Genomic DNA, 15,940 nt, shown 5'->3' with positions numbered 1-15,940 from the left:
TTGTCTGAATGTTCAAACATAATTTTTCCGTTACTAACGGAAAAAGGTTGTGTATAAATGTAAGCGCTTTTATTTTAAGATAAAACTATCAACAAAACAGATGACAAAATAAAAAAACGGGGGAATGACCAATGAATATTCTATTATGTTGTGCAGCTGGAATGTCTACAAGTTTACTAGTAACAAAAATGGAAAAAAGCGCTCAGGACCAAAGTACGGAGTATAAAATTTGGGCGGTTCCTGGTGACTCTGTCCGCAACCATATTGATCAAGCAGATGTACTTTTATTAGGACCTCAAGTGCGCTACTTGCTGCCGCAGCTTAAGAAGCTAGGTGAAGAAAAAGGTGTGCCAGTTGACGTTATAAATCCTGTTCACTACGGAACGTGCAATGGAGAACAAGTATTAAAATTTGCAGCTCAACTAGTTTCAAAATAGGAGTGTGGACTACATGAGCAAATTTAATAGTATGCTTGAAAGCAAAGTAATGCCTATTGCCGGAAAAATGGCGGGTCAACGCCATTTACAAGCACTTCGAGACGGTATTGTTCTGACAATGCCTCTCATTATTATCGGTTCAGTATTTTTAATACTATCGAATTTACCAATACCAGGTTACAACGACTTTATGGCAGGGATTTTTGGAAAAGAATGGGCAACGAAAATGGCCTATCCAGTTGGAGCTACATTCGATATTATGGCCCTGCTTGCTTGTTTCGGAATAGCCTATCGGTTAGCTGAAAAATACGGGGTGGATGCTTTGTCCGCAGGGGCAATTTCACTTGCAGCTTTTTTACTCGCCACTCCGTATAAAGTGTCCTTTCTCCCTAGCGGAGCCAAAGAAGCTATTTTAGTAGACGGCGGAATTCCAACCGCTTTAATGGGAAGTAAAGGGCTCTTTGTGGCAATGATTGTCGCGATTCTCTCTACAGAAATTTACAGATGGTTTATTCAAAAAGATATTGTTATTAAGATGCCTGATGGAGTTCCACCCGCTGTTGGAAAATCGTTTGCCGCTCTTATTCCTGGCTTCACGGTAATCGCATTTATTTGGATCTTACGTTTGTTAGTAGAACAGACGCATTTTGGAAGTCTGCATAATATTGTTGGAGAATTGCTTGGAAAGCCTTTAGGCGTGCTAGGCGGCAGTTTAGGCGGTACGCTAGTTGCCGAGCTTGTTATTATGCTCATGTGGTCTTGTGGACTTCATGGAGCGAATATTGTCGGTGGAATTATGGCTCCCATTTGGTATGGAGCTATGGATGAAAATCGAATTGCATTTGCTAACCATGAAGCATTACCCAATATTTTTACACAGCAGTTCTTTGATATTTGGATTAATATCGGAGGCAGCGGAGCGACACTAGCTCTAGTCGTTGCCATGATTTTAAAAGCGCGCAGTCAACAAATGAAGCAGCTTGGTAAATTAGGAATAGGGCCAGCTCTTTTTAATATCAATGAGCCAATCATCTTTGGACTTCCGATGGTGATGAATCCAATGATGCTTATTCCGTTTATTATTACCCCTCTTGTGACGGTAGTAGCAACCTATATTGCAATGTCGACAGGACTGGTAGCAAAACCAGCAGGTATTGCGGTTCCTTGGACTATGCCTCCGATTATTTCCGGATATTTGGCAACAGGAGGGAAATTATCGGGTGCAGTTATGCAAGCTATTAACATTGGAATCTCTGTTTGCATTTATTATCCTTTCTTTAGAATGTGGGATAAACAAAAATTCACTGAAGAAAACGGTATACAGCCTGCAGCTGAAGGGGTACCAAGTGATACAAAGAAAGATATTGTGTGAGGAGGGATAAAGGATGGAAAGCATTCAAGAATATATTTTTAAACTAATCTTACACGGTGGAAACGGCAGAAGTTCAGCAATGGAAGCGATAGCGGCTGCCAAAAGCGGAAATTTTTCAGAAGCGCGTGAAAAGCTTACACAAGCTGCGGAAGAATTAAATGCTGCTCATCATATTCAAACGTCGTTAATTCAAGGTGAAATTAGAGGGGAAAGCACAGAAATTTCCCTGCTCATGATTCATGCTCAAGATCATTTAATGAATGCGATGACGGTAAAAGAAATGGCTACTGAATTTGTAGATTTATATGAAGCAATCAAAATTTCCGGGGGGATTACACTATGACAAAAGGTATTAAGATTGTAACGATTGGCGGAGGTTCAAGCTATACGCCGGAACTGATAGAAGGATTTATTAAACGATATGATGAACTTCCAGTTCGAGAACTGTGGCTAGTAGACGTGGAAGAAGGAAAAGAAAAATTAGAGATTGTTGGGAATTTAGCGAAGCGAATGGTGAAAAAATCAGGTTTGCCAATTGACGTTCATTTAACGTTAGATCGAAGAGAAGCATTAAAAGATGCGGATTTCGTAACGACTCAATTTCGCGTTGGTTTGTTAGATGCACGAGCGAAAGATGAAAGAATACCGCTTAAATACGGGGTGCTTGGTCAAGAAACAAATGGACCGGGCGGATTATTTAAAGGACTTCGCACGATTCCCGTTATTTTAGATATCTGCCGTGACATTGAAGAGTTATGTCCAGAAGCTTGGCTGATTAACTTCACAAATCCTGCAGGCATGGTAACAGAAGCTGTGCTCCGCTATAGTAACATTAAAAAGATTGTAGGACTTTGTAATGTACCAATCGGAATGGAAATGGGGATTGCTAAGCTGCTTGATGTAGACCACTCTCGCATTCGAATTGATTTTGCTGGTTTAAATCACATGGTCTACGGATTAGATGTATATGTAGATGGCGTAAGTGTTAAAGATCAAGTTATTGATTTACTAAGTGATCCAACTAACAGCAGCTTTGTAAAAAACGTAGCAGGCCTTGGGTGGGAGCCAGAATTTACTAAATCGCTGAATGCTTTGACTTGTCCATATCACATGTACTATTATAAAACGCGTGAAATGGTAGAAAAAGAGCTTGTTAATTATGAAAAAGGTGAAACGAGAGCAGAAGTGGTCAAACAGTTGGAAAAAGAGCTGTTTGAACTGTACAAAGATCCTAACCTAGACATTAAACCGCCTCAATTAGAACAGCGCGGCGGCGCTTATTATAGTGATGCAGCGGTTCGATTGATTACATCCATTTATACGGATAAAGGCGATATTCAGCCTGTAAATACTATTAATAATGGTGCTATAGCAAGCATTCCAGCTGATTCTGCCGTAGAAGTAAGCTGTATCATTACAAAAGATGGTCCAAAGCCAATTTCAGTGGGCGACCTTCCTGTACCTGTCAGAGGTCTTGTTCAAACAATTAAGTCATTTGAGCGGATTGCAGCTGAAGCAGCAGTGACCGGAGATTATGACAAAGCTATTTTAGCCTTAACTATTAATCCTCTTGTGGCTTCTGATAAACTAGCTAAGCAAATTGTCGATGAGATGCTAGAAGCTCATGAAGATTACTTGCCTCAATTTTTTAAAACGGTTCAAGCTTAAAGTCAAGCTGTTCGAATACAGTACGTATTCGAACAGCTTTTTTATATGTGTAAAGCTAGATTTCTGCCACCATCAGTGTAACAATATAAAATAGAAACAGACAGCAAAGGGTGGCTAAAAATGATTCACTTATTAATTATGATGGTAGAACGAGTCGGAGTTATTGTCATTTTAGGTTTTTTGCTGGCACATACAAAAGTTTTTCGGCAATTTCTCCGCAAACAGCAAGGGTATAAAGGAAAAGCTGTACTTATTTTTATTTTTTCTCTTTTTAGCATTATTAGCAACTACACGGGAATCGAAATTCAAGGAACGATTATTCGAAATGAAGACCTATTATTAAAAGTAGATCCATCAAGCTCGATTGCAAATACGCGAATTATGGGTGTAGAAATGGGCGGTCTGCTTGGCGGTCCTTTTGTTGGTTTAGGAGTAGGACTACTTGCCGGTGTTCATCGCTTTATGTTAGGAGGGAGTACAGCATTTAGCTGTGCAGTTTCATCCGTTTTAGCAGGGGTGTTAACTGGATATATCGGCTATGCCTACCGGAAAAAACATCGAACGATTACACCGCGCTTTGCTGCACTTGTAGGCATAGCGATGGAAACGCTTCAGATGCTGATTATTTTATTATTTGCTAAACCGTTTGATTCGGCATGGACGCTAGTGAGTATTATTGCTATTCCAATGATTATTGTAAATGGCACGGGGAGCTATATTTTCTTATCTATTATTCAGTCCATTTTACGGCAAGAGGAACAAATGAGAGCGCTTCAGACACACAAAGTATTATTAATCGCGGATCAAACTCTTCCACATTTTCGTCAGGGTCTCACTAGTGAATCATGTGAAAATGTTGCAAATATTATTCATCGCTTCACAGGTACGGATGCTGTTTCGCTAACTGATACGCACAAAATTTTAGCTCATGTAGGGGAAGGAATTGATCACCACGTTCCTTCGCATAGTTTAATTACCGGGCTGTCTCACGAAGTGCTGAAGACAGGAAAAATTATGAAAGCAAAATCGAGAGAACAAATTGATTGTCAGCATAAAGACTGCCCGCTTCATGCCGCCATTGTGATGCCTCTTACTTCTCACGGTACTACCATTGGAACACTAAAAATGTATTTTAAAGATGCGAGCGGGTTAAGCCGGGTGGAGGAAGAGCTGGCAGAAGGATTGGCTAAACTTTTTTCAACTCAGCTAGAGCTCGGCGAAGCAGAGCTTCGAAGTAAATTGCTAAAAGATGCGGAGATTAAAGCTTTACAGGCACAGGTGAATCCCCACTTTTTATTTAATGCCATTAATACGATATCGGCGCTGTGCAGACAAGACGTGGAAAAAGCCAGAAAGCTGCTTTTGCAGCTAAGCATTTATTTTCGTTCCAATTTGCAAGGTGCAAGGCAGCTGTTGATTCCGTTATCAAAAGAGCTTGATCATGTTCACGCGTACTTATCGCTTGAACAAGCCAGGTTCCCTAATAAATACGAAATTGACATGTATATTGAAGAAGGGCTAGATGATGTCTTGCTTCCGCCATTTATTCTTCAAGTGCTTGTGGAAAATGCCATTCGGCACGCGTTTCCGCGTAAACAAAAGCACTGTCGTGTAGAAGTTTATATTGAGACAAAAGATAAATATGTATACGTAAAGGTAAAAGACAATGGACAAGGTATAGACGCAAAACGATTGCAACTGCTTGGCAATCAGCCCGTTTTTTCAGAAAAAGGAACGGGGACGGCTCTTTACAATATTAAACAACGTTTGCACGGATTGTTTGGAAAAGAGACAACACTGGAGTTTGACGTAACAGAAGGAACAGCGGTTTCGTTTGTTATACCAATTGAATTAAAAAGCGAGGGTATGTAATATGCTGCGAGTACTAATAGTAGATGATGAAATGTTAGCGCGAGATGAATTAAAATATTTATTGCATCGAACGAAAGAAGTAGACTTCATTGAAGAAGCTGAAAGTATCGAAGAGGCGTTGGATAAAATGATGGATGAAAAGCCGGATTTATTATTTTTAGATATACAATTGTCAGATGACAGCGGTTTTGATATTGCTAAAAGGCTTAAAAAAATGAAAAACCCGCCAGCTATTATATTTGCAACTGCGTACGATCAGTACGCTTTACAAGCCTTTGAAGTAGATGCAATTGACTATATTTTGAAGCCTTTCGATGAAGAAAGAGTGGTGCAGGCCATTCATAAGTATAAAAAAATGCGTATCCATCATCATCCTGTCAAAGAAGAAGAAGCGATAGGAGAGTCTTCTTCACAAACTGGAAAGTTAGCAATTTCTGTAGATGATTCGATTGTGTTAGTGAATATAGAGGATATTTTATTTGCAGGATTGATAGAAGGAGAAGTCACCGTTCAGACAATAGCAGAATCCTATCATACTGCAGATACGCTGGCTGTGCTGGAAAAAAAGCTTCCTTCTCAGTCGTTTATTCGTGTGCACCGGGGGTATATCGTTAACGTACATCATATTTCCGAAGTACAGCCATGGTTTAATTCTACGTATAATTTAGTGATGAAAAACGATGAGCGAGTTCCTGTCAGCCGTACATATGCTAAAGAATTGAAGAAACGTTTAGGAATTTAAGTAAGAAACAGCTTGCGTATGCATTTTGGCAAGCTGTTTTTTGTATTTCAAGGCTCGATTTTTGTAAGTGAGCACAAATATTTGACTCTTTAATTTGAAAACGCTTTCTTATCGATTTTCATTTTATATAATGAAGTCAACAAACAGAGAGAGGTGAAAGAAATGAGTGCTAAAAAAGTGTATGGCTTTTTAACACAAGCATTTATTTTTTCCGTAATTATGTTGATTTCAGATTTTATTGCAGAGCATTTGCCTTTTCCGATGCCAGCTTCAGTCATTGGACTTGTGCTGTTATTTCTTGCACTCTGCTTGAAGATTATTAAACTAGAGCAAGTTGAATCACTGGGAACGGCTTTAACTTCTTTGATCGGATTTTTATTTGTACCAGCAGGTATTTCTGTTATGAACTCATTAGGTGTTATGCAGCAGTACGGCATTCAAATTTGTTTAGTTATCATCGTGGCAACGATTATTTTGTTAGGCGTTACGGGCTTATTTTCACAGCTTATACTTAGCATGACAAAAAATAATAAGGTACAAGAAGAAATAAAAGATGTAGATATGAGTGAAAAAACGAAAAAACAAGGCATTGCTTAATATCAATTACAAAGAGACAAGGTGGTTGGAAAGATGAATCCGTATTTTGGAATCGTGGTTTCTTTAGCTGCGTACGGTATTGGAACGTATTTATTTAAAAAGTCAAAAGGGTTTTTCTTATTTACCCCTTTATTTGTGGCAATGGTACTCGGGATTGCTTTTTTGAAACTTGGTCACTTTTCTTATGAGGAATATAGTAGCGGCGGAAAAATTATCAGCTTCTTTTTAGAACCGGCAACAATTGCTTTTGCCATCCCTTTATATAAGCAAGCCGATAAATTAAAAAAGTACTGGTGGCAAATTCTTTCTTCTATTGCGGTAGGATCAGTTTGTTCGGTAGCGATTATTTTTGCGATTGCTAAAGGCATTCATATGGATGAAGTCGTAATGAAATCAATGCTTCCACAAGCAGCTACAACAGCGATTGCACTGCCATTGTCTCAAGATATTGGAGGGATTCCTGCTATTACTTCTTTTGCCGTCATTTTTAATGCAGTCATCGTATATGCACTAGGTGCTTTATTTTTGAAAGTATTCAAAGTGAAAAATCCAATTTCAAAAGGATTAGCGCTTGGCACTTCCGGGCATGCGCTAGGGGTAGCCGTAGGGATTGAAATGGGAGAAGTAGAGGCAGCCATGGCAAGTATTGCCGTCGTTATTGTAGGTGTCGTCACAGTTGCCGTTATTCCACTTTTTGTTCAGTTAGTCATGTAACAAAAGCCTGAAGAAGTCAGAGGTTTTCTGACATCTTCAGGCTTTTGTTTGTTAATACACCACTCCAAAATGTCGTGATGCGCAGTTTTGACAGGTTGTATGGTCAAAAAGACTCTCAGGAATGATAAATTCAAAACAAAATTGACATTGTTTGAATTGACTTTGTCTATAAAACATTGTCTCTAAGAAAATAGCTGTAATATGTTCGGTTATGTGCTTGAGGGAACGTTGTTCTAAAGTGGACCATGGAATAGACTGATGCTCTATGTAAATCGGAGAAGAAGTATAGGGTGTATCCCATTGAATTGTTTGATATCCAAACGTAAGGCCATGACGAGTTGCTGATGTAAATATGATCAGGTTTTGATGGAATTCTGGTAGAGGTAATTCTAGTTTTTGATCTTTAAGCGATCTAGTTTTGGAATGAAGGTTATACAATTTAATTTGAAAATGAATCCACTGAGTGGCGTGAACGGTTATTGACATATTTTAAACCTCCAATTCGGAATCTTTCTTTTATCATAATTGATTTCAAAATAAATAAATAGTAGGCAAAAAGAAGATAACAAAATTTTATATAGATTGCTTATAAAGCCTAGAGAAAGGTAATGCAAGCACAGCATCCTTTTTTCTACCCCTTTTTAAAGCATATTAATCTTCTATATAAAAGCCTGCTTTCAGCGAAAGGTATCGGCGTATTCATACGCTTTAAACAGATTTTAATGTTAGAAGTTATAACAAGGTTCATTTCTTTTAGAGAAGTTTATGAAATAATAAAAAATGTATATTTTACGGTCTGAATCTATGTGTTGGAGGTTTTTATATGACGAAACAAAAGCTGATATTAATCGGAAACGGAATGGCGGGAATGCGCTGTATTGAAGAAATTCTTATTCATTCTCCAGATTGTTTTGATATTACTGTTTTTGGAAGTGAGCCTCACGTTAACTATAATCGAATTTTATTATCAACCGTTTTACAAGGCAGTACAAAGCTTGAAGATATCAATATTCATTCTTTGGCATGGTATAAGGAAAATCATATCACGTTATTTAAAGGAGAAAGTGTTACGCACATAGACACCGAGAGAAAAATAATAAAAACAGATAAAAACAGAGAGACGATGTACGACAAGCTTATTATTGCTACCGGTTCGAGCCCGTATATGCTCCCCGTTAAAGGGGTTGAAAAAGAAGGTGTCCTCGGTTTTCGTACCATCGAAGACTGTCAGAAAATGATTGAAATTTCTAAACAGTATAAAAAATCAGCGGTTATTGGAGGGGGTCTGTTAGGGCTGGAAGCTGCTAGAGGGCTATTAAATTTAGGAATGGATGTTCAAGTTATTCATCATTCGGGTTTTTTAATGGAGCGACAGTTAGACAGAGCAGCATCTGCTATGTTAAGAGAAGAATTGGAAAAGCAAGGCATGAGTTTTCTATTAAACAAACATACGGATGAGATTATAGGGGAAAACCGAGTAGAAGGCGTCCGATTTAATGATAACAGCAAAATTGCAGCTGATTTAGTTGTAATGGCTACAGGAGTGAGGCCTAATGTTAATCTAGCTAAAAAAAGCGGAATAGAAACAAATAGAGCAATTATCGTAAATGATTATTTAGAAACGAGCATCCCGGATATCTATGCAGTAGGTGAATGCGCTGAACATCGAGAAATGACCTACGGCCTTGTTGCTCCTCTTTACGAACAAGGAAAAGTCTTAGCGCGACACCTTTGCCAAATAAAAAACGAAGGTTATGGCGGGTCCGTTCTTTCCACTCAGTTAAAAATATCAGGAATAGACGTTTACTCGGTCGGAGAGTTTAAGGAAAATCAAGGTGCAAAAGCTATTACGATTTCGAATATGTTAGATGGTATATACAAAAAAGTAGTTTTTCGCGAAGGAAAAATAGTGGGAGCTGTTCTTTTTGGGGATACCAGTGAGGCTATAAAGCTATCACAAATGATTAGTGAAAAAAAGGATTTGTCGCAAGCGGAAAAAGTACAATTATTTCCTTCTCAACATGAAAAAGAACATGCAGCAGCTTCTATGCCACTTACAGATATCGTATGTAACTGTAACGGTGTAACCAAGGGAGCTATTATTGAAGCAGTACAGAAAAATGATTTAACGACAGTAGATGAAATAAAAAATTGCACGAAAGCTTCTGGTTCATGCGGAGGATGCAAACCCCTTGTAACAGACCTTTTAACGTATATTCAAAGCGATGAATTTGATGAAATCATTGAACAAAGAACCTTTTGTACATGTACACATTTATCAGAAGATGAGCTGGTAAAAGAAATGCAGCAATATCAATTTGAAACGGTTCAGCAAGTAAGAGAAATGTTAAAGTTTAAAGACATGAAAGGCTGCTCGTTATGTGAAGGCGGTCTTCATTACTATTTAGATATGATGAATCCTCATTATGAAAACAATCGACATTCTTTATTTACTACGGAGAATGAACAGGCCGTTTTGCTTCACGACGGGACTTATGCAGTGGTACCGCAAATTCACGGTGGTCTGACAAATGTACAGGAATTAAGGAACATAGCAAATGTGGCTGAAAGGTACAACATCTCGAATATTCGTTTAACAAGTGATCAGCGCATTCAACTTATTGGAGTGAAAAAAGAATATCTTCCGTTGATAAGTGAGGAAATAGATAGAGGACTTCAGCAGCTATATGAACGTACAGTTAAAAATGTATCTGTTTATATCGGAAAAGGAACGTGTATTTGTCAGTATGAACCTGCTCTTGCTTTATCAAATGAATTAGACAAACAGCTTGAATACGTAAAGACCCCATGCGATATCAAAATCAGTATTGCTTCTTGTTTTCACATTACAGAGGATGTAACAACAAGTGATATAGGATTAAGAAGAATAGACAGAGGTTGGGAAATATATGCTGGCGGAAGCAGCACAGAAGCCAGAAGCGGGGAGCTGTTTTATGTGGCCGAAACGAACGAAGAAGCGATAGAAATCAGCTGTTCTTTGATTCAATATTACCGTGAAACGGGCAACTATTTAGAAGCTGTCGGCAGCTGGATCGAGCGAGTAGGAATTGTTCATGTCAGAGAAGTTTTGTTTGAGGCAGACAATCGAGAGTATTTAATGAAGCAGCTCAGCTCAGAACGCTCTCGTGCAATCACATATTTATTATAGGAAAGAAGGGTGACCTACGATGACTGAGATGCTGTTGAAATATTTTCGTGAGCAGCAAAAGCAAGTTGAAACCGAGCGTATCTATAATACGCAGTGTCCTTACTGCAGCATGCAGTGCAAAATGCAGTTAGTTGAACAAACACATGTAAAAAGAAAAACGTATAAAACAATTGGAAGAGACAATCCTACTTCTCAAGGAAGATTATGTATCAAAGGAATGAATGCGCATCAGCATCCTTTGCATAAAGAGCGGATTCAATATCCTTTATTAAAAGTAAACGGAGAGTTTGTAAAGATTTCTTGGAGGGAAGCTCTTGACTATATTAAAGAGCACGTTACAGAAATTCAAGAGAAGAATGGAGCAGATGCGCTAGGTGTGTATGGAAGTGCCTCTATTACAAATGAAGAAGCTTATTTATTAGGGAAATTTGCTCGAGTTGCGTTAAAAACAAAGTATATTGATTATAATGGACGTTTATGTATGTCAGCTGCTGCTTCTGCTGCTAGTAAAACATTTGGCATGGACCGAGGATTTACGAATAGCTTACAAGAGATTCCATTTACTGAATGTATTATGTTAGCTGGAACAAATATTGCGGAATGTCAGCCAACGATTATGCCTTATTTTGAAAAAGCAAAAGAAAACGGAGCTTTTATTATTGCTATTGATCCAAGAGAGACAGGTACAACTAAAATAGCTGATTTACACCTGAAGCTTAAACCGGGGAGCGACGCGGCATTAGCCAATGGAATCTTGAAGGTCATTATCGAAGAAAATTATCTAGATGAACGATTTTTACAAAAACGTGTTAATGGATTTGAAGAGGTAATGCAATATGTGGCGTCGCTAGAATTTAGTGTTATTGAAGAAATAACGGGAGTGCCGCTTGAGGAAATGTATCAAGCTGCCCGTATGTTTGGTCAAAGAGAAACAGGAATGATTTTTACTGCTAGAGGGGTAGAGCAGCAAACAGACGGGAGTGCTGCTGTGCAGAACTTTTTGAATATTCTACTTTCTGTTGGGAAAATCGGTAAACCCCGCTGCGGATATGGAGCCATTACTGGTCAAGGAAATGGGCAAGGAGCCCGAGAACACGGTCAAAAAGCGGATCAGCTTCCAGGCTACCGTTCAATCGAAAATCACGAGCATCGGATGTATATAGCAGATGTGTGGAACATACAGGAGAAAGACCTTCCAAGAAAAGGTGTTTCCGCATATGAAATGATTGAAAAAATTCATGAAGGTGAAATTAAAGGGCTGTTTCTGATGTGTTCAAATCCAACAGTTTCAAATCCAAACGCTAATTTTGTTAAGAAGGCTTTTGAAAAGCTTGAATTTCTAGTGGTAGCAGATATGTTTGAATCAGAAACAGCAAAATTAGCAAACTTGATCTTACCAGCATCCTCTTATTTGGAAGATGAAGGAACGATGACAAATGTAGAGGGAAGAGTTACACTGCGCGAAGCTAGCTTTCCGTGCCGCGGCGAAATCAAACACGACTGGGAAATACTATGTGAAATTGCTAAAGTTTTAGGGAAAGAGGAACATTTTTCGTTTTCATCAGCTGAAGAAATATTTAATGAACTGCGAATAGCAAGTAAAGGAGGGATCGCGGATTACTCCGGTATTACGTACGAACGATTACGAGAGGAAAAAGGAATTTTATGGCCATGCAGAAGCTTAACAGATAAAGGAACCGAGCGCCTGTTTGAAACGCGTTTTGCTCATAGTGATGGAAAAGCGATGATGGTCCCTGTCTCGAATCAAGCTATTGTTCCTAAAGCGAAAATAACGAAAAAATATCCTCTCTATTTAACAACAGGGAGAGTAATGTCACACTATTTAACGGGTGTGCAAACGCGAAAAAGTGCGTCTTTATCTGCTAGAAATTTCGAATCTTTTATGGAAATCCATCCTTTAACAGCGAAAAAATATGAAATTTCGAATCAAGAATTAGTACAAATTGAATCTTCATATGGAAGGATTGTAGTGAGAAGCAAATTTTCAGAGGGAATTCGGCCAGATACCGTATTTGTTCCTTTTCACTGGGCGGATTCTCAAAATGTTAATAATCTTGTCTCTGAGAAATTAGATCCCGCCTGTAAGATGCCAGGCTTTAAAGTAAGTGCTGTGAATATTAGCCCTTCTGTAAAAAGAAGCAGCTATTAAAAATGCTGATGCAAAAAGCCTCTTGAAAAAGAGGCTTTTTACATGGAATCAGGCAAGGTGCTTTTGGTTAATACGTACATCTTGTTTTTTGAATCCAGAATAATTCAGTAAGAGACAGAATAGGGCAAAAAGCGCTAGTAAGGAAAAGCCGACCACGTAATCTCCGCTTGTATCTTTTATAAAGCCTAGCACAATGGGAGGGAAAAAACCGCCTACTCCTCCGAATGCTCCTACGATGCCGGTAACAGCTCCAATATTTCCTGTTGAAACAGATGGAACCATTTTAAAAACAGCTCCATTTCCGATACCAAGAGTAATGGCTGCAAGTAAACAACCTACGCTAAATAGGGAGAAGGCCGTAATGGTAAAGGCAATAAATACCCCTATTAGTAGCATTCCGCTAAAGACGAAGGTGAGTACTTTTTTTGCTCCGAATACATCTGATAAATATCCTCCAAGAGGCCGTACAAACGTCGCTAGTACAACAAAAACAGCTGTTTTCAGCCCGCTGTCTACAGTTGAAGCATTAAATTGATCATGCAAAATGGTAGGGAGATAGATGCTGAACGTGACAAATCCACCAAATGTTAAAAAATAGAAAACGGATAAAAACCACGTTTCTTTAAATTTTAATACCGATAAAGATTCCTGCAGCGTTTTGGGGGAAGCAGCAGAAGGGTGGTCTGAAGTTCCTACCCATAATAAAAGAGCCATTAAGGCTACCGCAATTGCTAAACTCCAAAATACCCAAGGCAAGCCAAAAGAAGAAAAGATAAGTGGAATACTAAAGCTTGCTACCGCTGATCCTAAGTTGCCCATGCCGGCAATTCCTAAAATAAAACCTTGCTTTTGAGGTGAATACCATTTAGAGACATATGTAATGGAAATAGCAAATGTTGTTCCAGCCATGCCGATAAAAAATGCCCAAAAGAGCAGCATGGAGTAAGAATGGGTAAAGCCTGCACAAATGGTAGGGAGTAAAAGAGCAAGCATTGTCAACGAATACACTTTTCTTCCGCCAAAGCGATCTGTTAAAATCCCCATCGGAATCCGCATGAGGGAACCTAATAAGACGGGAGTGGCAATTAAGATACTTTTTTCAGCATTGGTTAATGAATACATCACTTGAATATCTGCGGCGATAGGTGCGAAGACAGACCATACTGAAAAAGCAATAATCATAGATAAAGTAGAGATAAGAAGTACAGATAAGGGCCGTTTAGAAAACATTGCTTAAAAACCTCCTTTTTTATATACAGCGTAAAGCTGTTGCAATATGGTAATTATGATACTACGCTTTCTTTCTTATGTATCATTCTGTGTTAGGTTTTCTTCCGTACTTTTGCTGAAGAACGGACGCAGATAAGAGTGGAGAGATAACTTAGAGTTGTACTCCATCTAAGTGCTGATGAAGAAACAATTAAAAAGCTTTGAAAGAACAGCAAGTAGAAATATTGTGGGAAGAATGGAAGAAAAATTGAAATTAGAAGAGATTAATAGAGTAAGCACCTATAAATTTGTGCTATCGAATTATATCGAAATGAAAAATAATTCATATTTTATATAGAACACAAATTTTTGAAATAGAAGGTGGAAAAAGTGACAGAAAAGCATCCTCTTTCAGGTTATAAAAAGGATGATAATGGAGTTCTCTGGATCTGGAGTTACGTTGGACAGGCTAGAGTGAAAATGGGGTATAAAGTAAAAAGTCTGCTTCACTATGAGCAATCTTCCTATCAGCAAATCAGTATTGTGGATACAAAATGGTATGGGAAGATGCTGGTGCTAGATGGTACTCCACAAATTTCAACAGGAGAAGGGTTTATTTATAATGAAATGATTAGCCATGTGCCAATTATAACGCATTCAAATCCCCAAAAAGTTGCGATGATTGGCGGAGGAGACTGTGGTCCTGCACGGGAGGCAATGAAGTATGACGGAATTCAACAAATTGATGTAGTTGAAATTGACCCAAAAGTTACAGAAATCTGCCGCACATGGCTAACTCCGGCTTCTTGTTATGATGGTGAAACCAGGCTCAATATGATACATCGCGATGGAATAGATTGGATTCAAGAGCAGAAGGGAGTTTATGATGTTCTCATAATTGATCGACCTGACCCTGTTGGGCCGGGAAAAAAACTATTTCAACCTGATTTTTATCAATATGTCTACAACAGCCTTAAAGATGATGGCGTGGTTGTTTTTCAATCAGGGTCTCCTTACTACAATACTTCTACGTTACAAGGCACCGTTAAAAATTTAAAGGAGCTATTTCCCATTGTCCGCACATATCTAGTGACTATACCCCTTTTCCCTTGCGGCATTTGGAGTTTTACGATTGCTTCTAAAAAAATGGATCCTCTTCAGGCCGATTTGGCGAAGTTACAGCATACACATACTCAATATGTTGATCCTGAAATTTTCCGTGCATCATTTGTTTTACCTAAATATATAAAAGAAATAGTAGACGGAAAGGATTCCTAAAAACTAAGTAGCGACGAATGTTTGTTGAAAGTCATCAATAATCTCGGAAAATATATTTGTTATAGCAGTTCTGTGTTTGCTACGCAGAGTCCGGGATAATTCAATTTGAAACGTATTAAAATTATGACTGTAACCTAGATAACCGCTATTGTCACCTTGTCTGTGAAAGGCAATTGATTCGTTTCCCACAAATTTATTATCAAATATTACATGGATTTTCGGGAACGAATCTTCAGATTTTTTAGTTAGCTTCTGTTGAAACCAATCTTTAACTTCCTTTGAGCAAGATTGTCCATATAAAGTCCCGACTTCAATTGCATAAGGTCCGTAATGTGTATCCTTCATTCCATGAAAAGATAAATGCAAATAGGGTGTTAAAAGGCAATTATTACTATCTATTATCTTTAAAAATTTAACAATTTCTTGGATTGTACTTCTATACTCTTGTATCCCCTCATAGTTCGCTTTATTTAGGTTTCTATTTAAATCTGCTACGGTTCTGGAAACCGTACTAACGATTCCTGCACATCCTGTTTTCTTGACTAAATTCTCTACGACTTTGTCCGTAAATAAATCAGCAGCGGGTGGTTCGGCATGAAGTGCATCCACATGACAGCTTATAAAACCAGTTCCTTTGTTGTATTTTAAGTAGTTTCCATGAATGAATTTTAATGTCATTGACTATTTCCCCTTTTATATCGTTTGAAATCTA

14 protein-coding genes are annotated in these 15,940 nt (G+C 38.4%); 11 read left to right on the top strand and 3 right to left on the bottom strand.

The window, feature by feature from the left end; all coding sequences use genetic code 11:
* Positions 1-131: 131 nt before the first annotated feature.
* The 8 genes from N178_RS09025 to lrgB all read left to right on the top strand — a co-directional run bounded on the left by N178_RS09025 (position 132) and on the right by lrgB (position 7,402).
* Positions 132-437: a PTS sugar transporter subunit IIB gene (locus tag N178_RS09025; RefSeq protein ID WP_028412318.1), complete on the top strand. Its 306-nt coding sequence runs from the start codon at positions 132-134 to the stop codon at positions 435-437.
* A 13-nt stretch (positions 438-450) separates the two neighbouring features.
* A complete protein-coding gene (gene celB, locus N178_RS09020) occupies positions 451-1,809 on the top strand; it encodes a PTS cellobiose transporter subunit IIC (protein WP_013081806.1) in 1,359 nt (452 codons plus the stop codon).
* Positions 1,810-1,822: 13 nt separating this feature from the next.
* The gene (locus N178_RS09015) at positions 1,823-2,152 is read left to right on the top strand and encodes a PTS lactose/cellobiose transporter subunit IIA (RefSeq protein ID WP_013081807.1); all 330 of its coding nucleotides are present in this window, start codon (positions 1,823-1,825) and stop codon (positions 2,150-2,152) included.
* On the top strand, positions 2,149-3,477 hold the full coding sequence (locus N178_RS09010) for a 6-phospho-beta-glucosidase (RefSeq protein WP_045291859.1): 1,329 nt from the start codon (positions 2,149-2,151) through the stop codon (positions 3,475-3,477). Before N178_RS09015 ends, N178_RS09010 begins: the two co-directional genes overlap by 4 nt.
* 120 nt (positions 3,478-3,597) lie before the next feature.
* A complete protein-coding gene (locus tag N178_RS09005; protein WP_045291858.1) occupies positions 3,598-5,349 on the top strand; it encodes a sensor histidine kinase in 1,752 nt (583 codons plus the stop codon).
* A 1-nt stretch (position 5,350) separates the two neighbouring features.
* Positions 5,351-6,091 (top strand): LytR/AlgR family response regulator transcription factor, encoded by a 741-nt coding sequence (locus N178_RS09000; protein ID WP_045291857.1) that lies wholly within the window; start codon positions 5,351-5,353, stop codon positions 6,089-6,091.
* A gap of 162 nt (positions 6,092-6,253) precedes the next feature.
* Positions 6,254-6,688, top strand: a complete 435-nt coding sequence (gene lrgA, locus N178_RS08995; protein WP_045291856.1) for an antiholin-like murein hydrolase modulator LrgA — start codon at positions 6,254-6,256, stop codon at positions 6,686-6,688.
* A gap of 33 nt (positions 6,689-6,721) precedes the next feature.
* Positions 6,722-7,402 (top strand): antiholin-like protein LrgB, encoded by a 681-nt coding sequence (gene lrgB, locus N178_RS08990; protein ID WP_028412309.1) that lies wholly within the window; start codon positions 6,722-6,724, stop codon positions 7,400-7,402.
* A 51-nt stretch (positions 7,403-7,453) separates the two neighbouring features.
* On the opposite strand, the gene N178_RS08985 is transcribed toward lrgB, so the two are convergent.
* Entirely contained in the window at positions 7,454-7,888 is a 435-nt protein-coding gene (locus tag N178_RS08985) for a hypothetical protein (protein ID WP_045291855.1), read from the bottom strand.
* Positions 7,889-8,225: 337 nt separating this feature from the next.
* On the opposite strand from N178_RS08985, the gene nirB reads away from it, so the two are divergent.
* Positions 8,226-10,571, top strand: coding sequence for a nitrite reductase large subunit NirB (gene nirB, locus N178_RS08975; protein ID WP_045291852.1), 2,346 nt, complete (start codon positions 8,226-8,228; stop codon positions 10,569-10,571).
* 19 nt (positions 10,572-10,590) lie between these two features.
* Positions 10,591-12,741 (top strand): assimilatory nitrate reductase catalytic subunit NasC, encoded by a 2,151-nt coding sequence (gene nasC / locus N178_RS08970; protein ID WP_045291851.1) that lies wholly within the window; start codon positions 10,591-10,593, stop codon positions 12,739-12,741.
* 48 nt (positions 12,742-12,789) lie between these two features.
* Here the strand turns inward: nasC and N178_RS08965 are convergent, their stop codons facing one another.
* On the bottom strand, positions 12,790-13,971 hold the full coding sequence (locus tag N178_RS08965; RefSeq protein WP_045291850.1) for an MFS transporter: 1,182 nt from the start codon (positions 13,969-13,971) through the stop codon (positions 12,790-12,792).
* Between the two features lie 369 nt (positions 13,972-14,340).
* Here N178_RS08965 and speE point away from each other — a divergent pair, with 369 nt between their 5' ends.
* On the top strand, positions 14,341-15,228 hold the full coding sequence (speE, locus tag N178_RS08960) for a polyamine aminopropyltransferase (protein ID WP_045291849.1): 888 nt from the start codon (positions 14,341-14,343) through the stop codon (positions 15,226-15,228).
* 3 nt (positions 15,229-15,231) lie between these two features.
* Here the strand turns inward: speE and N178_RS08955 are convergent, their stop codons facing one another.
* Positions 15,232-15,906 carry a hypothetical protein gene (locus tag N178_RS08955; protein WP_045291847.1) on the bottom strand — a complete coding sequence of 225 codons (675 nt, stop codon included), beginning with the start codon at positions 15,904-15,906 and terminating at the stop codon, positions 15,232-15,234.
* Positions 15,907-15,940 lie beyond the last annotated feature (34 nt).

This window comes from Priestia aryabhattai B8W22 (assembly GCF_000956595.1).
Classification (GTDB): Bacteria; Bacillota; Bacilli; order Bacillales; family Bacillaceae_H; genus Priestia; species Priestia aryabhattai.
The sequence above is the reverse complement of the archived record's forward strand: the minus strand, read 5'-3'. Positions and strand labels throughout refer to the sequence as shown.